The sequence below is a fragment of the Pseudomonas sp. GW101-3H06 genome (genome assembly GCF_059424605.1).
In genome coordinates, this window is record NZ_JBWKZO010000001.1 from 99821 (window position 1) to 125275 (window position 25455).

Here is a 25455-nt window from a genome sequence, read left to right on the forward strand (position 1 = left end):
AATCCGGGGTTTGTCGTTTCTGGCCACCCCGCTATCATTCGCGCATCTTTTGGGGGATTTGACTGATGCTTAATGGCCTGTGGCTTGGCTTCTTCATCGTGGCCGCCGTGTCGGCGCTGGCGCAATGGCTGATCGGCGGCAACGCCGGGATCTTCGCGGCGATGGTGGAAAGCATTTTCGCCATGGCCAAATTGTCGGTCGAGGTCATGGTCCTGCTGTTCGGCACCCTCACCCTCTGGCTGGGTTTTTTGCGGATTGCCGAAAAAGCCGGGATCGTCGAAAAGCTGGCCAAGGCCCTGGGCCCGCTGTTTCTGCGGTTAATGCCTGAAGTGCCGGCCGGTCACCCGGCCATCGGCTTGATCACCCTTAACTTCGCCGCCAACGGCCTGGGCCTGGACAATGCCGCCACGCCAATCGGCCTCAAGGCCATGAAGGCCCTGCAGGAACTCAACCCCAGTGACACCATCGCCAGCAACGCGCAGATCCTGTTCCTGGTGCTCAACGCCTCGTCCCTGACCCTGCTGCCGGTGACGATTTTCATGTACCGCGCCCAGCAAGGCGCGCCCGACCCGACGCTGGTGTTCCTGCCGATTCTGCTGGCCACCAGTTGCTCGACCATCGTTGGCTTCCTGGCGGTGGCGTTCATGCAACGCCTGCGTGTCTGGGACCCGGTGGTATTGGCCTACATCATTCCCGGTGCCCTCATCCTTGGCGGCTTCATGGCCTTGCTGGCAACGCTCTCTGCCACCGCCCTGGCCAGTTTGTCGTCGATCCTCGGCAATCTGACGCTATTTGGGATCATCATGCTGTTTCTGGTGATTGGCGCGTTGCGCAAAGTGAAGGTCTATGAGGCGTTCGTCGAAGGTGCCAAAGAGGGTTTCGACGTCGCGAAGAACCTGCTGCCGTACCTGGTGGCGATGCTCTGCGCCGTAGGCGTGCTGCGGGCGTCCGGGGCACTGGATTTCGGCCTGGACGGGATTCGTCATCTGGTGGAATGGGCCGGTTGGGACACGCGCTTCGTCGATGCGCTACCGACCGCGATGGTCAAACCATTCTCCGGCAGCGCCGCCCGGGCGATGCTTATCGAAACCATGAAAACATCGGGGGTCGACAGCTTCCCGGCACTGGTCGCGGCGACGATCCAGGGCAGTACCGAAACCACGTTCTATGTGCTGGCCGTCTACTTCGGCGCGGTGGGCATCCAACGCGCACGGCATGCGGTGGGGTGTGCGTTGCTGGCGGAGTTGGCGGGCGTGCTGGGCGCGATCGGCGTCTGCTACTGGTTCTTCGGCTAACCACAAAACCAATGTGGGAGCGTCGGCGGCTTCAAGGCCGTGGTGGTGGCGCCAGTTTCTGCCCTTGCTCCACGGCCCAAGCCACCACCTGCGCCGTCAGTTGATCATTGGCCTGGCCAAATCCGCTGACAACGGCAGGCACCTTCACATCGCCCAATGGTTGGCGCACTTCAAAGCGGCGGCTGGCAAGGATGCGCTGGTCATACCCGCGCACCAGCAGCGCATCCATCCGCACGACGACGCTGGCGGTGGTGCCTTGATACTCCGTCTGGAACGCCTGCAAATTGCCACCCAATTCCAGGTCTGCCAGGAAGTTGCTGTCGTCAGTGCTGAGCAACGTCACCCGGCCATCGCGCTGAAAACCATCCAGTAGGCGATTGCGCAGCAGCACCGGTGCCGGATCGCTCCAGCGCGAGCCCTTGTAGCTGCTGATCACATCGCCTTGGGGGATGACAGCAATGTTCGGGCTGTTCAACGCCTCGCTGGCCTGGGGTTTATTCAGGCGCAGCGACCAGCGCTGCGGCATAACGTGACGGGTCGACGGGCTGCTTTGCGCTGACGGCAATCGATAGACATCGAACGGCTCGGACTCGGGCAGGATCGAGCATGAGCTGATCAGCGTGAAGCCGGCGAGGAGGGCGAGGGCAGTCAGCTTCATGGGGTGAATTCCTTGTTCTTGTCACTGCCCAGCAGGTAGCCGCTGGGGTTGGCCTCCAGGCGTTGCGAAATAGTGCGTAGCGAGGTCAGGGTTTCCCGCAGCTCGCGCACCGCCGGGGCCAGGCCATTGAGGCCCTGCATGCCGCTGTTGAGCGAGTCCTGATTGGCGCTGAGCAGTTTGTTGATCGTCGCGCTGCTCTGCTCCAGCGACTTCATGGCCTGTTCAGCGCTGCCGAACATCTGCTTGCCCTGATCGTTGAGCAGACCGTTGGCGTTGCGCATCAGCGCCGAGGTCTGTTCCATCATGGTGCTGGCCTGCTTGCCGACAGAAGCCAGTTGCTGCATGGCCAGGCGCAGGTCGCCGCGCTGCTCGGCAATGGTGCCGGTGGTTTGCTCCAGGTGCTCGAGGGTCTTGCTGATGCGTTCGATGTTTTCCGTCGAGAACATCAGATTGGCGTTGTGCATCAGCATGTTCACGCCAGACATCAGGTCGTTGCTGTCGTTGAGCAGTCGGGCGATGGGCGAGGGTGAAGCGACGATCACCGGCAGCTTGCCGCCCTTACCCTTGAGCGTCGGACTTTGCGGTGTGCCGCCACTGAGCTGGATGATCGACGTCCCGGTAACCCCGGTCAGCGCCAGCTTGGCCTGGGTGTCTTCCTTGACCGGCGTATCGCCACCCAGACGAATCCGCGCCAGCACTCGGCGCGGGTCTTCCGGGTCCAGACGCAGCAACACCACGTCGCCGACCTTGATCCCGCTGTATTGCACTGAGCTGCCCTTGGACAAGCCGCTGACCGCTTCGTTGAACACGACTTCGTAGTCCTTGAATTCGGTGTCGACACTGGACTTGGCCAGCCACAGGCCGAAGAGCAGGGCGCCCGTCACCACAATCACGGTGAACAGGCCGATCAATACATGATGGGCTCGGGTTTCCATGTCAGACCTCGTTGAGCTGTTGAGCGGCCGTCAGCGCCGCGCGGCCGCGAGGGCCGTGGAAGTATTCGTGAATCCAGGCGTCGTCGGTTTCCGAGACCACGTCAATGGCATCGGCCACCAGCACTTTCTTTTGCGCCAGCACCGCCACCCGGTCGGTGATGGTGTAGAGCGTGTCGAGGTCGTGGGTCACCAGAAAAACGCTCAGGCCCAGGGCGTCACGCAGGGTCAGGATCAATTGATCGAACGCAGCGGCACCAATCGGATCGAGGCCGGCGGTGGGCTCGTCGAGAAACAGAATGTCCGGATCCAGTGCCAATGCCCGCGCCAGCGCCGCACGTTTGATCATGCCGCCGGACAGGGAGGCGGGGTATTTGTCCGCCGCCGACAGCGGCAGCCCGGCGAGGGCCATCTTGACCGCGGCCAGGTGCTCGGCGTCGTCACGGCTCAGCCCGGCATGCTCGATCAAGGGCAGGGCGACGTTCTCGGTGACCGTCAATGAAGAGAACAGGGCGCCTTTCTGAAACAGCACGCCGAAGCGACGTTCGACCAGGGACCGCTCATGTTCGGACAGCGTGGGCAGGTTTTTACCGAACACTTTCACCACGCCCTCGCTGGGCTGGCGCAAGCCGACGATGCTGCGCAACAGCACCGATTTGCCACTGCCGGAGCCACCGACCACGGCCAGGATCTCGCCCTTGTACAAATCCAGGTCGAGGTTCTCATGCACGCTCTGGCGGCCGAAGCGATTGCACAGGCCACGGACTTCGATCACCGCCTCTGAAGGCGCTCGGGGTACACGGCTCACCAGCTCATCTCCATGAAAAACAGCGCGGCCACGGCATCGAGCACGATCACCACGAAAATCGACTGCACCACGCTGGAGGTGGTGTGCGCACCGACGGACTCGGCGCTGCCGCTGACCTTGAAACCTTCCAGGCAACCAATCGCGGCGATCAGGAAGGCAAAGATCGGCGCTTTGACGATCCCCACCAGAAAGTGCTGTACGCCGATGTCCGATTGCAGCAGCGACAGAAACATCGCCGGGGAAATATCCAACGATATTGCACAGACCACACCGCCGCCGACGATCCCTGACAACATCGCCAGAAAAGTCAGCATCGGCAGTGCGATCAGCAGGGCCAGAACGCGCGGCACCACCAGCAATTCCATCGGGTCGAGACCCAGGGTGCGGATGGCGTCGATTTCTTCGTTGGCCTTCATCGAACCGATCTGCGCGGTGAACGCGCTGGCAGTACGCCCAGCCATCAGGATCGCGGTCAGCAACACGCCGAATTCGCGCAGGAAGGAAAACGCCACCAGGTCCACGGTGAACACCGTCGCACCGAAACTGGCCAACACCGTCGCCCCGAGAAACGCCACCACGGCACCCACCAGAAAAGTCAGCAGGGCGACGATGGGGGCGGCGTCGAGGCCGGTCTGTTCGATGTGCGCAACCATCGGCGTGATGCGCCAGCGTTTCGGGCGAAACAGGCCACGGACGATGGTTTCCAGAATCAGGCCGACGAAACCCAGCAGGTGCAGGGTGTCCTGCCAGACGGTGTCCACCGCGCGGCCAATACGGGTCAGCAGTTGAATGCCGACACTGATTTCCGGCTCTTTGATCGGCACACAGAAATCGGTCAGGGAGCGATAGACCGTTTGCAGCAACGCGCGGTCGGCGGCCGAAAGGGTGCAATCGGGGTGTTCGGCGGATCGTCCCAGCCGTTCGGAGCCCAGCAGTTCCACCAGCAACGAGGCGCCCGCCGTGTCGAGGGCGCCGAGGCCATTGAGGTCGATATGGGTGCTGTCGTCGTACTGGCCTTCGAGCTTTTCGCTCAAGTGCTTGAGGTCGGCGTAATGGGCGAGCGTCCAGTCCCCCGTGACCCGGATCCGGGTCGGGGAGTGCGAGGTGTCCAGTTGGGCATTGCCGGCCACTGTGCTGCTGGTCATAAGCTCCGTGCTTTTTCGGCTATTTACGCAGACCTACGTAATAGCACGAACTCTCCTACTTTTCTTTGATCGGTGTGCTGTCGGTGATCTTGAAGCGCAGCACCCCGATCAACTGACCGTCTTCGGTCAGCACCCGGACCTGCCATTTGCCCGCCGGATTGCCGGGGAAGTTCTGCTTATGGGTCCAGGCGCGATAGCCCTCCTTGCGGCCACCGTGAATATCCAGCGCGATGCGATCGACCTCTTTGCCGTTGAACTGCCAGACATGATAAATCCGCTCGTCGAGGCCGCGCGGTGCGTTGATCGCTGTGTAGGCATACAACCCGTCACCACGGATCTGCTCGGCGCTGACTTCTTCCAGACTCTTGCCTGGCGTACGGTCCTGCATTTGCGTGCTGATGGCCACTTCGGTCATCCACAGCGTCGCCGGCGGTACCCACGAACGCAGCACCCAGCCCACGCCACCGATGCCCACGGTGATACTCAGGATCGCCACGGCATTGCGCACGGTGCGAATAGGGAAGATTGAAGCGAGACTCGGGAACGACAACAGCACCGCGATGCCCAGCGCCCACTTGAAACTTTGTGAGGTGGTCAGGTGCATGATCACCGGTAACGCGGTGAGCAAGGCAGCGAACAGGGTCAGCGTATGCAACGCCAGGAACGCCCAGCGCCGCGGCGCCAGCCACTTGTAGTAGAGCGGGTCGACGATGGAAATCAACGCCGCGATCCCCAATAGCCCGGTGAAGAACAGTTGGCCACTGTTCCAGGTGGTGGTGATGAAAAAGAACGGCAGGACGAAGAACAGGCTTTCCTGATGGATCATCTGCGTCGCGTAACGCAGCAGCGGCTGGGGAATTTCTCGCTTGAAGATTTTGGTGAACAGCTTGGTCAGGCTGTTTTCCAGCATCAGCCAGACCCAGCTGATCAGCATGATGGTGGTGATCCAGCTCGCCAGCCCCTGTTGCCGATCCACCAGAATGAAACTGCCAACCCCGGAGACGAAACCACCGAGCGCAATGACCCCGGGGTAGCGCTTCATCAGTTCGAGGATGCGCTGTACGAAAAGGGTCAGGGTCGGCATTCGGCGGTTCACAGTCGTCGTAGGAAAAATCCTCGACAGGGTACCGCTGGCGGGGCGGTGTGGCGAGGGGCCACGGCCGGTTGATGTGCGAAACTTGTGGGAGCGAGCCTGCTCGCGTAGAAGTCGGCAGATCCCACGTTGATATCGCCTGCTATACCCGCCTTCGCGAGCAGACTGGCGCCCACAAGGATCTCTTACTTTCTGCGATGAAAGCGCCAGGCCGCCAGACTGAGCACGATCAATCCCAGTATTGCGGCCATCACCCACAACAACTGATCGTCACTGAGCAACGGCTTTTCAATACGGATATACCCCGGTTGCAGGAGCAATTCGCGCATCGCCTTGTTGGCTTCCGCCAGGGTCACCGCTTGCAGTTCCTTGGCCGGATTGGCGAAACGTCCGTCCTCGTAGTCCCCCAGGGCGCTCCAGTAGTAATCGGCCAGCGCGCTGTTGCCTTGCACGGCCCAGGCCTGGCGGGCGATGGCGGCCTGTTTGAGGCGGTTGAAGGTCTCGGCATTCAGGCCGTCCTTGAGCAACCCGGCCTTCATTTCCTCCAGCACCTTTTGCGCTTCGACCACGTCATCGCGCTCCAGATCGGCATTGAGGCTCATGAAGCCCACACCACCGAACACCTCACGCTCAGCCCAGGGACCGTAGGACAAACCGTGCGCCAGGCGCAACTGGCGATACAGCGCCCAGTCCAGATAATCCTTGAGCAGGTCGAAGGTTTGGTCGTGCTGATCCTCCAATACCGGTTCCGGTACCAGCCAATGCAGCTTGGCCCCACCGCCGACAAAGCCGCGGGTCAGGTTGCGTTCATGGGCGGCACTGGCCTGGATTTGCGGCAGCGGCGGGTGGCCCGTCGGTTCGACAGGCTTGAGCACGCCATACGCGCGCTCCAAATAAGCTGGCAGCAAACGGTCAAGATCACCGACCACGATCAACGTCATATTGTTGGGCGCATACCAATCCTTGCGCACCTTCTCCAGTTGTTCGCGAGTCAGTTGATCGACTTGCGCACGTTCGGGGCATTTGAGACCCAGCTCGACGGCCAGTTGCTTGCTGGCGGTATGCCCCAGATCCTGGCGATCCAACCAACGCTGCAAATGCGTGTAATGGCCGCCGTCTTCGCGCTCGACCACCTGTTTGGCGGCGTTGATGGCATTGTCATCGAAACGGGTCTGGGTGAGCAGCGCCAGCAGCAGGTCGAGGACCTTGCGCTGGTTTTTGGCCGGGGCTTCGATCACGAAGGTGGTGTCGGCATTGCTGGTGAAGGCGTTCCACTCGCCCCCCAGCGCTTGCATTCGCTCTTCCAGGCCGCCTTCGCCGCTGGCGTCGATGCCACTGAACAACAAGTGTTCAAGCAAGTGCGGCAACTCTTTCTCGGCGCAACCGAAATCATCGATACCCACGCCAACCACCAGGCGAATCGCCACGTGCCCGCGTTCGGCACCGGGCTTGAGCAGTAATTGCAGACCGTTTCGCAGGGTGTAGCCCTCGACCTGGAAGCGATCCAGGGCTAGCGACGGTAATGATCCCAGCAACAGACAGGCGAACAACAGGCAACGCATAACGAGTTTCCATACGGCTGATTGGAGATCCATGTCGTCAGTCAGGCCGTATTCGCGAGCAGGCTCGCTCCCACATGGTTTTGTGAACCCTGCAAATCAACTGTGGGAGCGAGCCTGCTGGCGAATGACCTTCCAGCCGAATCAATGTTACTGACTGACCACTCTGGCAGACGTTCAAGGCGAATGCGTGATGTCCGCCAGATCGTCAGCCGCCAGTGCACCGGTTTCGGAGGTTTCCAACACCACATAGGCACTGCTGCAAAACAGCGAATTCAGACGCTTCATGTCGGCAATCAGCTCCAGGTGCAGGGAGCTGGTCTCGATACTTTGCACGATCTTACGTTGCAATCGGCTGACATGAGCGTGGGCCAGGCGGCGTTCCTGTGCACGAAAGCGACGTTTCTCCCGCAGCAGCTGGCGGGCACTTTCCTTATCGGCGCTGAGGAACACCGACAAGCCCAGACGCAGGTTGGAAATCAGCTGACTGTGCAAGCCCGCCAACTCCTCCAGGCCAACTTCGGAAAACGACCGTCGCTGCGCGGTTTTCTGTTGCTGGACCTTGCGCAGCATGCGCTCGATCAAGTCACTGGCCAGCTTCAGGTTGATCGCCAGCTCGATGATTTCCGCCCAGCGCCGGCTGTCCTGGTCACTGAGATCCTCACGAGGCATTTGCGCCAAGTACAGCTTGATGGCGCTGTAGAGGGATTCCACATCATCCGTCAGGCGTCGCATTTCCTGAGTGACGGCAGTTTGCTTGCCGTGCAGCACGTCCTGCATGGCTTCGAGCATGTTATCGATCAGGTCACCCATGCGCAGGGTTTCCCGGGCGGCATTGGCCAAAGCGAGACTGGGCGTGACCAACGCGGTCGGATCAAGGTGCCGGGGCTTGGCAGTGCCATTGAGTTGCGGGCGCTCCGGCAGTACCCACGCGCAAAACCTGGCCATCGGCCCGACGCTGGGTAGCAGGATCAGGCAGCGGGTCGTGTTGTAGAGCAGGTGAAAGCCGATGACCATTTCCTGGGGACTGAAATCCAGGCTGTCAATCCAATGCACCAGCGGGTCGAGCACCGGAATGATCAGCAACAGGCCAATCAGCTTGTACAACAGGCTGCCCAACGCCACCTGACGACCCGCTGCGTTCTGCATGCTGGTGCTGAGGAACGCAAGGATGCCACTGCCGATGTTGGCGCCGATCACCAGGCCAAGGGCCACCGGCAGACTGATCACGTTGGCACCGGCCAGGGTCGCGGTCAGCAACACCGCCGCCAGGCTGGAGTAGGAAATCATCGCGAACAGCGCGCCGACCAGGGCGTCGAGCAGGATATCGCCGGTCAGCGAGGCGAAAATCACCTTCACCCCTTGGGCGTGGGTGATCGGCGCGGCGGCTTCGACGATCAATTGCAGCGCCAGAATGATCAATCCCAAGCCAATACTGACGCGGCCCATCTGGCCCAGTCGAGTCTGTTTACGCGAGAGAAAGAAGATCACCCCGACAAAAATCAGCAGCGGCGACAGCCATGACAGATCGAAGGTCAGCACCCGCGCCATCAGTGCCGTACCGACATCGGCCCCGAGCATGGTCGCCAGTGCGGGCGTAAGCCCCATCAGGCCCTGACCGACAAATGACGTGACCAGCATCGCCGTGGCGTTGCTGCTCTGGACCATTGCAGTCACCACGATCCCGGAGACGAACGCCAGCCAGCGTTTGGACATGTTCTGGCCGATGACGTGGCGCAGGTTGGAACCGTAGACCCGCAGGATGCCGGTTCGGACGATGTGCGTGCCCCAGATCAGCAAGGCCACGGCAGAAAGCAAATTGAGCAGGGTGAGCATTCAGGGCCCCCTGTGGTGGTAGCGCCCCAAAGGAGCAAGTTGACGGTGCCGCGCGATGTTCTACGTTCTGTACTTAAGCTGTAGTTGGCTAACGGTCTGGGCGCCAGCATCGCATAGCTAAAGAAGCGATTGAAACAAAACTGTCATGAAAACAGCTTGCTGCGGACTAAAAAGAGCCCCCGAAACGACTGTGGGAGCGAGTCTGCTCGCGAAGGCGGCATGACAGACGACATCGATGTCGACTGGCATTCCCTCTTCGCGAGCAGGCTCGCTCCCACAGGTCTTGCGTTTTAACAAGGCACCGGAATTATTGCCCCGGAATGTCCTTGCGTAGTTTCACCGGCTCCTGCTGCTTCTTCTTTTTGGCGATCGCGGTGCGCATCTTGATGTTGATCGCTTCCACTGCCAGCGAGAACGCCATCGCGAAGTAGACGTAGCCTTTTGGCAAGTGCACTTCGAAGGACTCGGCAATCAACACGGTACCGACCAGCAACAGGAACGCCAGCGCCAGCATTTTCAGCGACGGGTGCTTGTCGATGAACGCACTGATGGTACCTGCGGCCAGCATCATCACCAGTACGGCGACGATGATCGCAGCGACCATGACCGGTACATGGGAAACCATACCCACAGCGGTAATCACCGAATCCAGGGAGAACACAATGTCGATGATCGCAATCTGGATGATGGTGTACAGGAAGCTGCCGCCTTTGACGGCTGGCTCATCATGCGATTCATCTTCGCCTTCCAGCGCGTGGTACATCTCTTGCGAGCTTTTCCACAACAGGAATAGACCACCGAAGAACAGGATCAGGTCTCGCCCGGAAATACCCTGGCCGAACACTTCGAACAGGTCGGCGGTAAGGCGCATGACCCAGGTGATCGACAGCAACAACAGAATCCGCGTGATCATGGCCAGCGCCAGGCCGAAAATCCGGGTGCGCGCCTGCATGTGCTTGGGCATGCGGCTGACCAGGATCGAAATCATGATGATGTTATCGATGCCCAGGACGATTTCCAGGGCGGTCAGGGTGAAGAAGGCAACCCAGATTTCAGGGTTGGTCAGCCATTCCATGTGTATTCCTTTGAGCGAGTGTTAAACCACAAAAGGCCCGGGCTTCAAACAGCGAAGCCTGGACCCCGAGTGGTGAGTCTTGGGCTTATAGAGTGCTGAACAGCGGAAAAATCCCCATCAGCAACGCGGCGACCAGTATGCACATGCACACCAGCACTGCCCACTTGAGGGTGAAGCGCTGGTGATCACCAAAGTCGATCCCGGCCAGGGCCACCAACAGGTAAGTCGATGGTACCAGCGGGCTCAGCAAGTGGACGGGCTGACCGACGATCGAGGCACGTGCCATTTCCACCGCGGTTATACCGTAGTGACTGGCGGCCTCGGCAAGTACTGGTAACACGCCGTAATAAAATGCATCGTTCGACATGAAGAAGGTGAACGGCATGCTCACCAGCGCCGTGATCACGGCCAAATACGGGCCGAGGAAATCAGGGATCACCGACAGCAGGCTTTTCGACATGGCATCAACCATACCGGTGCCCGACAGGATACCGGTGAAGATGCCGGCGGCAAAGATCAGCCCGACCACTGCCAGCACGCTGCCGGCGTGCGCCGCGACGCGATCCTTCTGCTGTTGCAGGCAAGGATAGTTGACGATCATCGCGATGCTGAAAGCCACCATGAACAGCACCGGCAGCGGCAGCAGGCCGGCGATCAGGGTGCACATCAGGCCCAGGGTCAGGGCGCCGTTGAACCAGATCAACTTCGGACGACGGGCATCCGGGAACTGCGAAACGCTGATTTCGCTGTGATCGATTTCATCGCCGACCAAGTGCAGTTCACCCAGGCGCGCACGCTCACGTTTGCCGTAGAAATAAGCGATGGCCAGGATAGCCACGACACCGGCAGCCATCGCCGGAATCATTGGGACGAAGATGGCCGACGGGTCCACATGCAGCGCACTGGCCGCGCGGGCGGTCGGGCCACCCCATGGGGTCATGTTCATCACGCCACCGGCAAGGATGATCAGACCGGCCATGATCCGCGGGCTCATGCCGATACGGCTGTAAAGCGGCAGCATGGCGGCCACGCAGATCATGTAAGTGGTCGCGCCGTCACCATCGAGAGAAACGACGAGCGCCAGTACGGCGGTGCCGACCGATACTTTCAGGGGGTCACCCTTGACCATCTTGAGGATCTTGCGCACGGCCGGGTCGAACAGGCCGGAGTCGATCATCAGGGCAAAGTACAGAATGGCGAACATCAGCATCACGCCGGTCGGCGCGAGCTTGGTGATGCCTTCAAGCATCATCGGGCCGATTTTCGGGCCGAAACCACCGAACAGGGCGAAGACGATCGGGATGATGATCAGGGCGATCAGCGCGGACAGGCGCTTGGTCATGATCAGGAACATGAAGGTGATGACCATGGCGAAGCCAAGGAAAGTCAGCATGGGAATACTCCAGGCGTGGCGCGGCTAGGGAATGGGCAGACCGGGTCGGGTCAGCGCAGAACAGGAAGCACGAGACGTACGGGCGGAGTGACAGCGAGGAGGCGGGTTACAGAGGACATCAGAATCACCATTGTTGTTGTTAAATGGACCTGGCGAGCAATCGAACACTCGCATTGGCCAACCGGTCTGTTGCCGGCAGTGAGGGCGATCCTAATCGCGCAAGCTTTCAGCCAGCTTTCGGCCATGAAAGCGTTGACCTGAAGTGCAACCGGTCGTCGGACGAGGCAGGGAGCGCAACCGAGTCAAGCCTGCTCGCGAAGGCGTCAGTCAGGAGGAGGCGATATGGTCGACATTCATACAGGCGGCTGCCACTGCGGCCAGCTGCGCTATCAATTCAGCGGGCCGCTGCGCGACATCGCCCACTGCCATTGCTCGATTTGCCGAAGGGTCAGCGGCGGCATCGTGACCACTTGGATCACCGTGCCCGTTTCGGCATTTCAATGGCTGGGCGGATCACCGGCGCGGTACGACTCTTCAGCGACCTGCGCGCGTTACTTCTGCGGCCACTGCGGGGCGCAACTGGCACTGGTCACCCACCTCAGCCCCAAGACTATTGATGTGACCATCGCCACCCTCGACCATCCAGAACAGGCTCCTGCCGAACGGCACATCTGGACTGACAGCCGCTTGCCATGGCTGCACCTGGACGAGCATTTGCCCGGCGAACCGGAAGAAACCCTATAAACTTAAATTAAGCCTGATCGAAAAATAGACAGGTCCAGCGGGCGAATCGCGCCCATCCAGATCGCGTGCTCGCTGTGATCACGCAGATCGTCACCGGTGTCCGGGTGGAGGAACACCACCAGCCCCTTGCGGTTGAGCGCCAACCAGGGCAGCACGTCACCGATCAATTCCGGACCGAAGGCCAGCTGACAGCTCCAGTCCGGGTGCGGGCCGACTGGGCGTTCGTGCACCCGGCCCATTTTCAACGGGAACAGTTGCGCCGCCTGCTCACACAAGGCCCGCGCTTGATCAACGGTGCTGGCGTCGAAATACACATGGGCGTGGTAACCCTTGATCGTTGGCATCTGAAGCCCTCTGAATCGGTTCGAACCGTTGGTGTTTACCACAGGTCACACGCCATATAGGTCAATAACAGGGAGCGCAGCCATGAAGAATGCCGAAACCCCGGTCGTGAAAGTGGTGCTTTATGGTGCCATGAGTAGCCTGGGCAGTGCGCTGATGGCTGAATTGCTACGCCGCCAGCACGAAGTGATCGCCATACTCGATGACCTGACGGCGCTCGCGCCGCGTCCGGGTTTGCGCACCAAGACCGGCGATTTGTTCGAGGCTGAACGCGTGAAGCAAAGTGTGGCGGGCAGTTCGGCAGTTATCTGCCTACTGGACGCACCCGGGTTACCGTTCAACAGTGAACACGTGGAAAAAAACATCGTTCCGGGGCCGGTCGAGCAAGTACTGGCGGCGGACGCGTTGATCGATGGCATGCAGGCGGCGGGTATCGCGAGGTTGTTTCTGGTGGGGGACTTCGAGGTCCTGGACGACCCCGAGACCTTCGATCCACTGCAGCGTCACGCCGCCGAGGAAATCCGCGAAGCCCTGCAAAGCAGCACTTTGAAGTGGACGTTGGTGAATGCTCCGCGTGGAGTGCCCGGATTGACCATCGAACATTTCAGCCATGTCAGCAGCACCTTGGAACCTGGGCTGGCTGAACCGCTGGAGCGCCTGGTCCGGACGGCAACCGGGATTACCGATGAATTGCATTTGAACCTGCACGTCGGTGAGCACGTCAGTTTCGTTGCGACTGACAGCTAAACGGCGATAGAGGGCAACGTCAGGCCATTGAGTGATTGCGCACTGCTGGCCTGCTCGGCCATCAACCAATCGACAAACTGCTGAATCAACGCTCCGCGCCGTTTACGCTGCGGCAGTACCACGTAGTATCCCAACCGCGACATCACTGTCTCGGCAATCGGCCGACACAGCAACCCCTGCGCCAACAAGTTATCCACAAGGTGGCGCCAACCAATGGCGACGCCCTGACCACCAATCGCCGCCTGGATCAGCAACGTGTAATTGTCGAAGCGCAATTGCCCTGGAGCGGGAGGCGAGGTGATCCCCAACTCGCGAAACACGCCGCTCCAGTCAAACCAGTTGCTGCTGTGCTCGCCGCGCAAGTGCAATAGTGGAAACTCCAGCAATCCCTGAGCGGGCAAGGGCAGGGCACGCTCATTCAACAGTTGCGGGCTACAGACCGGAAACACTTCTTCGCTGAACAGCCAATGGCTTTCGCCCTGCTTGAAGCGACCATCGCCGAATAACACCGCCACATCGATATCGGTGCGCAGCATGTTGTGACTACGTTCACTGGTCACCAGGCTGACATCCACCTGCGGATTGGCAGCGTGAAAACGATGCAAACGCGGCATCAGCCAATAGGCGGCGAAGGCGAAATCGGTGGCAACTTGCAGTACCTCATGCTGTTGCTGAGCGCTGATCGCGTTTAAACCAGCATCGATTTGCTGCAAACCCAGCTGAACTTGCTCGAAAAGTATCATCCCAGACTCGGTCAATTCGATGCCGCGATAGATGCGGTCGAACAGCCGTGTCGCCAGTCGTTCCTCCAGGCGCTTGATTTGCTGGCTGATGGCCGGTTGCGTGGTGCCAAGTTCGACTGCCGCAGCGGTAAAGCTGCGTTGGCGCGCCGCTGCTTCGAAGGCGCGGAGCAAATCCAGGGACAGGTCACCAAGAGCGTCATACATAAGCTGTGCTTATCCTAGTCATTGTCACGCATGGGCTTTACCACAAAGTGTATGGGTTTCATGCTCGATCACAGCACTCTCGCATAAACATCCACTATGGAATGCCGCGATCACATGAAGCGCAAGAACATTCTTTTCATCATGGCCGATCAAATGGCCGCGCCAATGTTGCCGTTCTACGGCCCTTCGCCAATCAAACTGCCTAATTTGAGCCGCCTCGCCGCTGAAGGCGTGGTGTTCGATTCCGCGTATTGCAACAGTCCGTTGTGCGCGCCGTCGCGTTTTACCTTGGTCAGCGGTCAGCTGCCGAGCAAGATCGGTGCTTACGATAACGCAGCGGATTTCCCTGCCGATGTTCCCACTTATGCCCACTACCTGCGTCGTCTCGGCTATCGCACCGCGCTGTCGGGCAAGATGCATTTCTGCGGCCCGGATCAGTTGCACGGCTATGAAGAACGCCTGACCAGCGACATCTACCCAGCCGACTACGGTTGGGCGGTGAATTGGGATGAGCCGGACGTGCGGCCGACCTGGTACCACAACATGTCGTCGGTGCTGCAAGCGGGACCCTGCGTGCGTACCAATCAGCTGGATTTCGATGAAGAAGTTGTATTCAAGGCCCAGCAGTATCTGTTCGATCACATTCGCGAGGATGGCGATCAGCCATTCTGCCTGACGGTTTCGATGACCCATCCACACGATCCTTACACCATCCCAAAGGCTTTCTGGGATCTGTACGACGACGCCGACATCCCATTGCCCACAACGCCGGCCCCACACGATCTCGATCCGCACTCCCAGCGGTTGCTCAAGGTTTATGACCTGTGGGACAAGCCGCTGCCTGTGGATAAGATCCGCGACGCACGCCGCGCCTATTTCGGCGCCTGTAGCTACATCGACAGCAACGTCGGCAAACTCCTGCAAACGCTCGAAGATACTGGTTTGATCGAGGACACCATCATCGTCTTCTCTGGCGACCATGGCGACATGCTGGGCGAGCGGGGCCTCTGGTACAAAATGCACTGGTACGAAATGGCTGCAAGGGTTCCTCTGTTGATAAGTGCGCCGGGGCAATTCGGGGCGGGGCGGGTCAGCGCCTCGGTGTCCACCGCCGACCTGCTGCCCACCTTCGTTGAACTGGCGGGTGGGTCACTGGAGCCGGGCTTGCCGCTGGACGGTCGGTCGCTGGTTCCGCATCTGCAAGGGCAGGGCGGTCATGACGAAGTGTTCGGCGAATACATGGCCGAAGGCACCATCAGCCCATTGATGATGATCCGCCGGGGCAACTATAAATTCATCTACAGCGAAGACGACCCTTGCCTACTCTTCGATGTGCACAACGATCCACATGAGCGGGAAGAACTCAGCCAATCACCGCAATATCGCCAACTGTTCGACGATTTTCTCGCCGAAGCGCGTGCTAAGTGGAATATTCCGGCGATCCACCAACAGGTGCTCGCGAGCCAGCGTCGCCGGCGTTTCGTCGCCGACGCCCTGACCATCGGCAAGCTGAAGAGCTGGGATCACCAGCCGCTGGTGGACGCCAGTCAGCAATACATGCGCAACCATATCGACCTTGATGATCTGGAGCGTAAAGCACGTTATCCACAACCCTGCCAAAACCAATAATGTTAAGGGGAAGTCCATGCAAAGGTTATCCAAAGTACTGACGGTCGGGCTTCTGGCTCTGGGCAGCGCATCGGCCTATGCCGATCAGAGTTGCGAGACAGTGAAGATGGCCGATCCTGGCTGGAGCGACATCGCGGCGACCAACGCCATCACCGGTTTTCTGCTGGACGGCATGGGCTACAAGGCCAAGGTCGACACCCTTGCGGTGCCGATCACCTTTGGCGGGCTCAAGGACGGTCAGGTCGATGTGTTCCTGGGTAACTGGATGCCGGCGCAACAGGGCTTCTACGACAAGTTCGTCGCCACCGGCGATGTCACGCAACTGGCGAAAAACCTCGACGGTACCGAATTCACCCTCGCGGTTCCGGACTATGTCTGGGACGCGGGCGTGCATACCTTCGCCGATCTGAACAAATACGCGGACAAGTTCGACAGGAAAATCTACGGCATCGGTTCCGGTGCGCCAGCGAACATTTCCCTTCAAGAGATCATCAAGAAAAACGATTTCGACATGGGGCAATGGAAACTGGTCGAATCCAGTGAGCAGGCGATGCTGGCCGAGGTGTCCCGCGCCGTGAAGAAGCAGAAATTCGTGACATTCCTGGGCTGGACTCCGCACCCGATGAACGTGCAGCTGAAAATGCATTACCTCAAGGGCGGCGAGAAATACTTCGGCGACACCGGCACCGTTCACACCTTGACCCGCAAAGGTTATGCACAGGCCTGCCCGAACGTTGGCAAGCTGCTGACCAACCTGAGTTTCACTCAGGAGATGGAGAACAGCATCATGGCCGAGGTGGTGAACAAAAAAGTCAGCAATGCCGATGCAGCCAAGGCGTGGATCAAGGCCAACCCGGCGGTGCTGGATAAATGGCTCGATGGCGTAAAAACCGTGGATGGCAAGGATGCATTGCCGGCAGTGAAAGCCAAGCTCTAAACCTGTGAGAGCGGGCTTGCTCGCGAAAGCGGTGGGTCAGTCGACAAGTGTGTTGCCTGACCCACCGCTTTCGCGAGCAAGCCCGCTCCCACATGTGTCCTCCTGATATTCTGTGGAAAACCCCAACCGAGAGGCTTCATGGCCCTTCCCAGCCGCCATTCACTCTTCCCGTTCCTCACGTGGTTGCCCCGGCAGACCCGCGCCAGCGTCGGCCGGGACCTGATCGTCGGCCTCAGCGGTGCGATTCTCGCGTTGCCACAATCCATTGCCTATGCCCTGATCGCCGGTCTCCCACCGGAATACGGCTTGTACGCGGCGATCATCCCGGTCTTGATCGCTTGTCTATGGGGATCTTCGTGGCATTTGATCTGCGGTCCTACGGCAGCCATTTCCATTGTCCTGTACGCCAGCATCAGCCCTCTGGCCGTTCCGGCGACACAGGACTACGTCACCTTGATCCTGTTGCTGACGTTTCTGGCCGGGATTTTCCAGTGGCTGCTGGGCTTGCTGCGCTTTGGCGCGCTGGTAAATTTCATTTCTCATTCCGTGGTACTCGGCTTCACCCTCGGCGCGGCGGTGGTGATTGCCATCGGCCAGTTGCCCAACCTGTTGGGGCTGGATTTGCCCAGCCAGGCCACGGCACTGGATAGCTTCATCACGTTATTCAAGCACCTGGGTGAAGTGGATAAGCCCTCGCTGACGCTGGGACTGGCGACCGTGGTGGTGGGGGTAATCCTCAAGCTGTGGTTGCCGCGCTGGCCGACGCTGTTGATCACTCTGGTGCTGGGCGCACTCACGGTCTGGCTCTGGCCATCGATGTTCGGCCACGTGGAACGGGTCAGCGCATTCACCGGAAAGCTGCCGCCCTTGAGCCTGTTGCCGCTGGACCTCGACCTGATCCTGCGCCTGCTACCTAGCGCCGTGGCCGTGGGCATGCTCGGCCTGGTCACCAGCTTGTCGATTGCCCGTTCGTTGTCGGCGCGCTCGCAACAATTGCTCGACGCCAATCAGGAGGTCCGCGCCCAAGGGTTATCCAACATTGTCGGTGCGTTTTTTTCCGGATCGCTGTCGGCCGGCTCCTTCACCCGTTCGGCCCTGAGCTACGAAGCAGGCGCCTGCTCACCCCTGGCAGGTATTTTTTCGGCGTTGTGGGTGGCCTTGTTCGCAATCTTCGGTGCGCAGTTGATCGCGCACATTCCGATCCCGGCCATGGCCGGCAGCATTCTGCTGATCGCCTGGGGCCTGGTGGACCATCGCGGCATTCGTGCCTTGTTGCGGGTCAGCCGCGCCGAGTTCCTGGTCATGGCCCTGACGTGTGTCGCCACCTTGCTGCTGGAACTGCAGACGGCGATCTATGCCGGGGTGCTGGCGTCGCTGTTCTTTTACCTCAAGCGCACCTCGCAACCGCGGGTACAACATGTGCGCGACGGCGATGAGGACATTCTGCGGGTGGGCGGTTCGATCTTTTTCGGCGCCAGCCATTACTTGCAAGTACGCCTGCAACGGATGCACGGTGCGCGCGTGGTAATCGAGGCGCAACAGATCAACTTCATCGATTATTCAGGGGTGGAAATGCTGCATCAGGAAGCGCGACGGCTACTGCGGCAAGATCGCAGCCTGACTCTGCGCCGGGCGCGGCCGCAGGTGGTGGAAGAGTTGAGAAAGCTCGAAGGGCCGGAGAAATGCCCGATTCGGTTTGAAGACTGATCGAACTTCATCGCGGGTAAGTCGAATCGTCGCACCGTCGCTCCCACAGGTTACAGGTGGTCCCTGTGGGAGCTGGCTTGCCCGCGATGCTTTTATAGGGCCAGTTGTCGGCGAAGTTCGGCCAATACTGGCGCTGTGTCCGGGCGCACGCCACGCCACAGGAAGAACGCCTCCGCCGCTTGCTCAGCAAGCATGCCCAAACCGTCCATTGCCACCGCCGCGCCGTGTTCGCTGGCCCAGCGGCAGAACGAGGTCGGTTCCTTGCCGTACATCATGTCGTAGCACACCGTTTTGCCCGGTTCGATCAGGCTGGCGGCAATTGGCGGCACATCGCCCGTCAGGCTCGCGGACGTGGCATTGATGATCAGATCCACCGGTTCTTGCAACCAGTCGTAACCGCTGGCCGATACCGGTCCCAGGTCGCAGAACAGTTCCGCCAGCAACTCAGCCTTGTCCACCGTCCGGTTGGCGATGATCACTGACGCCGGTTGCTCGGCCAGCAAGGGCTCCAGCGCACCGCGCACCGCGCCGCCAGCCCCGAGCAGCAGGATGCGTTTGCCCTTGAGGCTGAACCCGGCGTTAACCGTCAGGTCCCGAACCAGGCCGGCGCCATCGGTGTTGTCACCCAGCAAACTGCCGTCGTCCAATTTGCTCAGGGTATTCACCGCACCGGCCCGTTGCGCTCGCGCGGTCAGGGTGTCGGCCAGGCGATAGGCTTCTTCCTTGAACGGAACCGTTACGTTTGCTCCGCGACCTTCGAGGAAAAATGCCCGGGCGCAGCCGGAAAAATCGTCGAGGGGCGCCAGCGAGGTGCTGTAGTCGAGTTTCTGCGCGGTCTGCTCGGCGAACAACCGATGAATCAGTGGCGATTTGCTGTGGCCAATCGGATTACCGAAAACGACATAACGGTCCATCAACATTCCTCGTTCAGGCCTCGGCCAACCAGTCGCGGTCTTGCAGGAAATACTCGGTCAGGCGCGCCTCTTCACTGCCAGGCTCGGCTTTCCAATCGTAACCCCAACGTACTTGCGGTGGCAGCGACATGAGGATCGACTCGGTACGCCCGCCCGATTGCAGGCCAAACAAGGTGCCGCGGTCGTAAACCAGATTGAACTCGACATAACGCCCGCGACGGTACTCCTGGAATTCCCGCTGCTCGGCGGTGAACGCATCATGCTTGCGGCGCTGCACGATCGGCAGATATGCATCGATGTACGCATCACCAATGGCACGCATGAAGGCGAAACTGGTGTCGAAATCCCACTCGTTCAGGTCGTCGAAAAACAGACCGCCGATGCCCCGCGGCTCATGACGATGCTTGATGTGGAAATAGCTGTCGCACCAGGCCTTGTAACGCGGGTAGACGTCCGGGCCGAACGGCGCGCAAGCCTGCTCGGCCACACGGTGCCAGTGCACGCAGTCATCGATGTTGCCGTAGTAGGGCGTCAAGTCGAAACCGCCACCGAACCACCAGACCGGTTCTTCGCCTTCTTTTTCGGCGATGAAAAAACGCACATTGGCGTGGGAAGTCGGTACGTGCGGGTTGTGCGGGTGAATGACCAGCGACACGCCCAGAGCTTCAAAGCCACGCCCGGCCAGTTCCGGTCGATGGGCGCTGGCGGACGGTGGCAAACCGCTGCCGAAGACGTGGGAAAAGTTGACGCCGCCCTTTTCGATGACCGTACCGTTTTCGATCACCCGCGTCCGTCCGCCACCGCCGGCAGGCCGGGTCCAGGCGTCTTCGACGAAGCGCGTGCCGCCGTCTTCGGCTTCCAGGGCAGCACAAATACGGTCTTGCAGATCGAGCAGATAGGCTTTTACGGCCTCGGTGCGGGTAGTCATGGCATCACCTTGGATCGGGCAAAGCTACGCGGCGCTCCATCGGAGCCGGCCTGCGCAAATGGGCGCGTAGCATACCACCGCCAATGCGCTCGTCGCAGTTGACGAAGATCAAGCTTAGGCGTTCGATAGGGCGCTTGGTAAAGCGACCTCAGGAGAGTGCAGATGGCAAAGCGTATCCAGTTCCGTGCCCATGGCGGCCCCGAAGTACTCGAGTATGTGGATTACCAACCCACCGAGCCCGGCCCTCAGCAGGTCCGCGTCAGCAACAAGGCCATCGGCCTGAACTTCATCGACACCTATTACCGAAGCGGTCTCTATCCGCCACCGTCCCTGCCATCAGGTGTGGGGTCGGAAGGCGCGGGCGTGGTTGAAGCGGTCGGCAGCGAAGTTACCCGGTTCAAGGTGGGTGATCGCGTGGCTTACGGTAGCGGCCCATTGGGCGCCTATAGCGACGTGCATGTCTTGCCCGAGGCCAATCTGGTCCACCTTCCGGATGCCATCAGCTTCGAACAGGCCGCCGGGGTCATGCTCAAAGGCCTGACGGTGCAGTACCTGTTGCGTCAGACCTATGAACTCAAGGGTGGCGAAACCATTCTATTCCACGCTGCGGCTGGCGGCGTGGGTTCCCTGGCCTGTCAATGGGCCAAGGCCTTGGGCGTGAAGTTGATCGGTACGGTGAGTTCGGCGGAAAAAGCCGCGCTGGCCAAGGCCAATGGTGCCTGGGCGACCATCGACTACAGCCATGAAAACGTTGCGCAGCGTGTGCTGGAATTGACTGACGGCAAAAAAGTCCCGGTGGTGTATGACGGCGTCGGCAAGGACACTTGGTTGACCTCTCTGGACAGCGTCGCGCCACGGGGGCTGGTGGTGAGTTTCGGCAACGCTTCGGGCGCGGTGGATGGTGTGAATCTGGGAATTCTGGCGGCGAAAGGTTCGCTGTACGTCACCCGGCCGACCCTGGGGACTTATGCCAATAACGCGCAAAACCTGCAGCGTATGGCTGATGAGCTGTTCGAGATGATCATCAGCGGCAAGCTGAAGGTGGACATCAGCCAACGTTATCCACTGGCGGAAGCGGCGAAGGCGCAGGCTGAATTGTCGGCGCGGCGTACGACGGGATCGGTGGTTCTGTTGCCTTAAGGACGCTTTCGCGAGCAGGCTCGCTCCCACATTTGATCGTTGTCGAACACCCATTCTGTGTTCCCTGAAGATCTACTGTGGGAGCGAGCCTGCTCGCGAATGGCCACACCTCGGTATTAATCCGGGCGCACAACATGCCCGGTTGCCAAATCACGAATCACGCTCGGGTTCTTGCGCCCGCCCAGATTCCCGCCCAGCACCAGATCAACCTGCCCACGGAAATACTGCTCGACGCGAATCCGCGTGCGCGCCGCCGGCCGGCCCTGCGGGTTGGCAGAGGTCGACACCAACGGCCCGACGAGGGCACACAAATCCCGTACTTGTGGGTGATCGCTGACCCGCAGGGCCACCGTTTCATGCACGCCGGTAATCCACTGCGGCAACAGATTCTGATGCGGTACCAGCCAAGTGTTCGGCCCCGGCCAGGTGCTGGCCATGCGGTCCATCCACAATTCGGGGAAGTCTTCGAACAGGAAGTCGAACTGGCGAATGTTATCCGCGACCAGAATCAGGCCCTTATCCACAGACCGACCCTTGATCAGCAACAATCGGTCCACTGCCTCTTCGTCCCACGGGTCGCAACCCAGACCCCAGACGGCTTCGGTTGGGTAGGCAATTACCGCCCCTGCGCGAACGGCTCGTGCGGCTTGTTGCACACGCCAACTGTTGACCATGAAAAACGCTCCAGAATAAGGCTCTGTGCAGTTTACCGATCTTCCTTATAAAACCTAGCTCACCCGCACAAACCAGCGCCCGTTTTCGCAGACTGCGCGGCCCTCCATTTCCAGTTCAGTCAGCGCCACCAGCACATTGGGCAAGGTCCAACCGATGGCGTCGGCCAGCGCTTCACTGGTGTAAGGCGCAGCGTGGAGTAACTTCAGCAAAGGATGGATGGCTTTCGCCGGCTCGTCTCTGGATAACGGCAGCTGTTGCCAGCCACGCAAGGCTTCGAGGATATGTTCGACGGTTTCCACAAGCACCGCGCCGTCGCGGATCAACTGGTGACAACCCTTGGCGCCGGGATGGTGGATCGACCCTGGAATGGCATAGACCTCGCGCCCTTGTTCCGCCGCCAGCCTCGCGGTGATCAAGGAACCACTGGCAACGCTGGCCTCGACCACCAACACACCGAGGGACAAACCGCTGATGATTCGATTGCGTCGTGGGAAATTGCTGGCCGTCGGGCCCGCGTCCAGCGGGAACTCGGAAAGTACTGCGCTGCCCGAGGCGATCATCGCATCGGCCAGCCGCCGATTGCGCTGTGGATAAAACTTTTCCAGCCCGGTGCCGAGCACTCCGATGGTTTGCCCGCCAACGTCCAGTGCGGCCTGATGCGCAGCGGCGTCGATGCCCAGGGCCAGACCGCTGGTGATGACGAATCCAGCTCCGGCCAGAGTGCGGGAGAACGCAGCAGCCGTGTCCATGCCTGGCCTTGATGCGCGACGACTGCCCACCATCGCCAGTTGCGGTTTTTCCAGAATGTCGAGATCGCCTGCGACGAACAATAATGGCGGTGCATCGCTGATTTGCGCCAGCAGCGCCGGGTAGTCAGGCTGGTCCCACATCAATAAATGCTGGGCCGGACGCTCTAGCCAGGCCAGCGCATGGCTTGCGCCATCGCGGACCTGCGAGCATCGTCGAGCCTCGGAACAGGCCGATGGCAAGCCCAGCGCACGCCAGGCGCTGGCCGGAGCGCTGATGGCTTTTGACGCTGAACCGAAGGCCTCCAGCAACTTCCTGAATCGCGCCGGACCGAGTTCCGGCAATCGATGCAGGCGTAAACGAGCTTCCAGTTCCGCGGGTGAAACCGGTGTAAAAGCTGACTGCGACATGGATCATCCTTGATCGTTATAAGCACCCGTCCAAGCGGGAATAAGCTGTGGATAACTCTGTTGGTAACTTGTGAAGCCAGTTTACGGATTTCGCACCTTGTCCATCACCGCCAGGGAACGCGACGCGTTGAGTACCAGCCCGTAGCTGAGCTTGTCGTAGGTACGGAAAACCATCAGCAGACCGGCGCGTTCATCCGGAATTTTCAGCGGCTGGCCAGTGATCCGGTCACGCACGGTTTCCCCAGTCTTCATCACCACCAACACATTGCCTTCGGCCAGGCCATCGCGTCGGCCCTTGTTCAGCGTGACCACGTCCAGTGCGCCGATCTGGGTGACCCCGCGCGGCACATCAATGATCAGGCCGTTGATGTCGGTGCCGGGGGCGCTGGGCATGAAGGTCGAATTGATCGAACGCTCCTCACCGCTGAACAAACGATCACCGAGGCGCACTTCCTGGGTGGTGCGCTGCAACGCCAGCGTGGCGACGTCACCTTCGGTGGCGATGATTTCGCCGCCGCCGATGTCGTCGGCGTTGATCCCCAGAAACTCCCGCGTCTGCGGATCGGTGTAGACCTTGCCCTGACGGAAGATGCCGAAGACCGGTTGCGCCGGGTCAAAGTGGCCGCGGGCGAAGATACGATCGCCAATGCCGCTGAGCACGCGCTCGGCATCACCGGCGACGATGTACGGCGCCTTGTCGAAATCCTCGACCTTGTCGACGATGCGGTTGCTCAACAGAAAACTGTTGATCGATTTCAGAGGAATGCTCGGAATCGCGTCAGCCACCGGACTGCTGCGCACCCGTGGCGAGAGTTTGATGGTGCCTCGGGAGGCCCCGCGATTGAGGGTCAGGCGTGGTTGACCGTTGACGTAGACCAGCGAAAGCGTATCGCCGGGGTAGATCAGGTTGGGGTTGTCGATTTGCGGATTGGCTTGCCACAGCTGCGGCCATTGCCACGGCTCACAAAGGAATTTTCCCGAGATGTCCCAGAGTGTGTCCCCCGATGCCACGGTGTATTGCTGTGGAAAACCTTCCCTGAGTTGCACTTGCCCGTGGGCCAGACCGGTAGCGACCAGAAGCAGCAAGGCGAGTAGTGATTTCCTCATGCGGTGAATCCCTTTATTATGTACGTTCGCGTGAAACGCCAGAGCCGTCAGTGGCTCGCTCCCGGCTTGCTTATGAAGAGAAGGGAGCTACGTTTCACAAAGGTAGCCTGCCTCTTCGGACTCACCAGGCCACCGACCCGACCTTACTTCACACGTGCAGTCATCAAGCTTATGGCCATTTTGAACATCCTCGAATTCCCTGACTCGCGCCTGCGCACCATCGCCAAACCGGTGGCCGTAGTGGACGACGAAGTGCGTCAGTTGGTCGATGACATGTTTGAAACAATGTATGAGGCACCAGGCATCGGCCTCGCCGCGACCCAGGTCAACGTACATAAACGTATCGTCGTGATGGACCTTTCCGAAGACCGCACCGAGCCGCGAGTGTTCATCAACCCCGAGCTCGAACCTCTGACCGACGAGATGGGCCAGTACCAGGAAGGCTGCCTTTCGGTACCGGGCTTCTACGAAAACGTCGATCGTCCGCAACGGGTCAAGGTCAAGGCGCTGGACCGCGACGGCAAGCCTTACGAACTGATCGCCGATGACTTGCTCGCTGTGTGCATCCAGCATGAATGCGACCACCTCAACGGCAAATTGTTCGTCGATTACCTGTCCACGCTCAAACGCGACCGCATCAAGAAGAAACTGGAAAAGCTTCATCGCCAGAACGCCTGATGCCCATCT

General features: G+C 60.1%; 24 protein-coding genes. 8 read left to right on the forward strand and 16 right to left on the reverse strand.

Translation table 11 applies throughout. The features are described from left to right. The first annotated feature begins 65 nt into the window (after positions 1-65). Entirely contained in the window at positions 66-1295 is a 1230-nt protein-coding gene (locus tag AC07ZE_RS00515) for a nucleoside recognition domain-containing protein (protein WP_207259993.1), read from the forward strand. A gap of 31 nt (positions 1296-1326) precedes the next feature. Here the strand turns inward: AC07ZE_RS00515 and AC07ZE_RS00520 are convergent, their stop codons facing one another. The 9 genes from AC07ZE_RS00520 to AC07ZE_RS00560 all read right to left on the reverse strand — a co-directional run bounded on the left by AC07ZE_RS00520 (position 1327) and on the right by AC07ZE_RS00560 (position 11794). Beyond that, the gene (locus AC07ZE_RS00520) at positions 1327-1953 is read right to left on the reverse strand and encodes an ABC-type transport auxiliary lipoprotein family protein (protein ID WP_207259994.1); all 627 of its coding nucleotides are present in this window, start codon (positions 1951-1953) and stop codon (positions 1327-1329) included. Beyond that, a complete protein-coding gene (locus AC07ZE_RS00525) occupies positions 1950-2888 on the reverse strand; it encodes an MlaD family protein (RefSeq protein WP_207259995.1) in 939 nt (312 codons plus the stop codon). The genes AC07ZE_RS00520 and AC07ZE_RS00525 overlap by 4 nt, the downstream gene beginning before the upstream one ends. 1 nt (position 2889) lies before the next feature. Then, complete coding sequence (locus tag AC07ZE_RS00530; RefSeq protein ID WP_137805837.1) at positions 2890-3693, reverse strand: ABC transporter ATP-binding protein; 804 nt, start codon at positions 3691-3693, stop codon at positions 2890-2892. Further along, the gene (locus AC07ZE_RS00535) at positions 3690-4838 is read right to left on the reverse strand and encodes an ABC transporter permease (RefSeq protein ID WP_207259996.1); all 1149 of its coding nucleotides are present in this window, start codon (positions 4836-4838) and stop codon (positions 3690-3692) included. The genes AC07ZE_RS00530 and AC07ZE_RS00535 overlap by 4 nt, the downstream gene beginning before the upstream one ends. A gap of 55 nt (positions 4839-4893) precedes the next feature. Further along, positions 4894-5922 (reverse strand): DUF5924 family protein, encoded by a 1029-nt coding sequence (locus AC07ZE_RS00540; RefSeq protein WP_207259997.1) that lies wholly within the window; start codon positions 5920-5922, stop codon positions 4894-4896. 194 nt (positions 5923-6116) lie between these two features. Continuing rightward, complete coding sequence (locus AC07ZE_RS00545; protein ID WP_207259999.1) at positions 6117-7493, reverse strand: M16 family metallopeptidase; 1377 nt, start codon at positions 7491-7493, stop codon at positions 6117-6119. Positions 7494-7667: 174 nt separating this feature from the next. Continuing rightward, on the reverse strand, positions 7668-9326 hold the full coding sequence (locus AC07ZE_RS00550; RefSeq protein ID WP_207260002.1) for a Na/Pi cotransporter family protein: 1659 nt from the start codon (positions 9324-9326) through the stop codon (positions 7668-7670). 307 nt (positions 9327-9633) lie between these two features. Further along, a complete protein-coding gene (locus tag AC07ZE_RS00555; RefSeq protein WP_207260003.1) occupies positions 9634-10401 on the reverse strand; it encodes a TerC family protein in 768 nt (255 codons plus the stop codon). Between the two features lie 85 nt (positions 10402-10486). Then, positions 10487-11794, reverse strand: a complete 1308-nt coding sequence (locus tag AC07ZE_RS00560) for a CitMHS family transporter (protein WP_056854231.1) — start codon at positions 11792-11794, stop codon at positions 10487-10489. 342 nt (positions 11795-12136) lie between these two features. On the opposite strand from AC07ZE_RS00560, the gene AC07ZE_RS00565 reads away from it, so the two are divergent. Next, positions 12137-12538: a GFA family protein gene (locus AC07ZE_RS00565; RefSeq protein ID WP_207260005.1), complete on the forward strand. Its 402-nt coding sequence runs from the start codon at positions 12137-12139 to the stop codon at positions 12536-12538. A gap of 2 nt (positions 12539-12540) precedes the next feature. Here AC07ZE_RS00565 and AC07ZE_RS00570 read toward each other — a convergent pair whose 3' ends face one another. Beyond that, the gene (locus AC07ZE_RS00570) at positions 12541-12882 is read right to left on the reverse strand and encodes a DOPA 4,5-dioxygenase family protein (RefSeq protein WP_207260007.1); all 342 of its coding nucleotides are present in this window, start codon (positions 12880-12882) and stop codon (positions 12541-12543) included. An 82-nt stretch (positions 12883-12964) separates the two neighbouring features. Between AC07ZE_RS00570 and AC07ZE_RS00575 the strand changes: the two genes are divergently transcribed. Beyond that, the gene (locus tag AC07ZE_RS00575; protein WP_207260009.1) at positions 12965-13627 is read left to right on the forward strand and encodes an NAD(P)-dependent oxidoreductase; all 663 of its coding nucleotides are present in this window, start codon (positions 12965-12967) and stop codon (positions 13625-13627) included. On the opposite strand, the gene AC07ZE_RS00580 is transcribed toward AC07ZE_RS00575, so the two are convergent. Then, a complete protein-coding gene (locus AC07ZE_RS00580) occupies positions 13624-14574 on the reverse strand; it encodes a choline sulfate utilization transcriptional regulator (RefSeq protein ID WP_207260010.1) in 951 nt (316 codons plus the stop codon). The genes AC07ZE_RS00575 and AC07ZE_RS00580 overlap by 4 nt on opposite strands. Positions 14575-14688: 114 nt before the next feature. Here AC07ZE_RS00580 and betC point away from each other — a divergent pair, with 114 nt between their 5' ends. The 3 genes from betC (at position 14689) to AC07ZE_RS00595 (ending at position 18847) form a co-directional block, all read left to right on the forward strand. Next, positions 14689-16203, forward strand: a complete 1515-nt coding sequence (betC, locus tag AC07ZE_RS00585) for a choline-sulfatase (protein ID WP_207260012.1) — start codon at positions 14689-14691, stop codon at positions 16201-16203. Positions 16204-16219: 16 nt separating this feature from the next. Beyond that, a complete protein-coding gene (gene choX / locus AC07ZE_RS00590; RefSeq protein ID WP_207260014.1) occupies positions 16220-17140 on the forward strand; it encodes a choline ABC transporter substrate-binding protein in 921 nt (306 codons plus the stop codon). A gap of 138 nt (positions 17141-17278) precedes the next feature. Beyond that, on the forward strand, positions 17279-18847 hold the full coding sequence (locus tag AC07ZE_RS00595; RefSeq protein WP_207260016.1) for a SulP family inorganic anion transporter: 1569 nt from the start codon (positions 17279-17281) through the stop codon (positions 18845-18847). A 92-nt stretch (positions 18848-18939) separates the two neighbouring features. On the opposite strand, the gene aroE is transcribed toward AC07ZE_RS00595, so the two are convergent. Beyond that, positions 18940-19761: a shikimate dehydrogenase gene (gene aroE / locus AC07ZE_RS00600; protein WP_207260018.1), complete on the reverse strand. Its 822-nt coding sequence runs from the start codon at positions 19759-19761 to the stop codon at positions 18940-18942. A gap of 13 nt (positions 19762-19774) precedes the next feature. Then, the gene (hemF, locus tag AC07ZE_RS00605) at positions 19775-20689 is read right to left on the reverse strand and encodes an oxygen-dependent coproporphyrinogen oxidase (RefSeq protein ID WP_095194508.1); all 915 of its coding nucleotides are present in this window, start codon (positions 20687-20689) and stop codon (positions 19775-19777) included. Positions 20690-20851: 162 nt separating this feature from the next. Here hemF and AC07ZE_RS00610 point away from each other — a divergent pair, with 162 nt between their 5' ends. Next, positions 20852-21829, forward strand: a complete 978-nt coding sequence (locus tag AC07ZE_RS00610) for an NADPH:quinone reductase (protein ID WP_207260019.1) — start codon at positions 20852-20854, stop codon at positions 21827-21829. A 116-nt stretch (positions 21830-21945) separates the two neighbouring features. Here AC07ZE_RS00610 and tsaC read toward each other — a convergent pair whose 3' ends face one another. The 3 genes from tsaC to AC07ZE_RS00625 form a co-directional block, all read right to left on the reverse strand. Then, positions 21946-22503, reverse strand: a complete 558-nt coding sequence (tsaC, locus tag AC07ZE_RS00615) for an L-threonylcarbamoyladenylate synthase type 1 TsaC (RefSeq protein WP_096514110.1) — start codon at positions 22501-22503, stop codon at positions 21946-21948. A 54-nt stretch (positions 22504-22557) separates the two neighbouring features. Continuing rightward, on the reverse strand, positions 22558-23661 hold the full coding sequence (gene dprA / locus AC07ZE_RS00620) for a DNA-processing protein DprA (protein WP_207260021.1): 1104 nt from the start codon (positions 23659-23661) through the stop codon (positions 22558-22560). 81 nt (positions 23662-23742) lie between these two features. Continuing rightward, a complete protein-coding gene (locus AC07ZE_RS00625; RefSeq protein ID WP_207260023.1) occupies positions 23743-24768 on the reverse strand; it encodes a LysM peptidoglycan-binding domain-containing protein in 1026 nt (341 codons plus the stop codon). Between the two features lie 171 nt (positions 24769-24939). Between AC07ZE_RS00625 and def the strand changes: the two genes are divergently transcribed. Further along, positions 24940-25446, forward strand: coding sequence for a peptide deformylase (gene def / locus AC07ZE_RS00630; protein ID WP_207260025.1), 507 nt, complete (start codon positions 24940-24942; stop codon positions 25444-25446). Positions 25447-25455 lie beyond the last annotated feature (9 nt).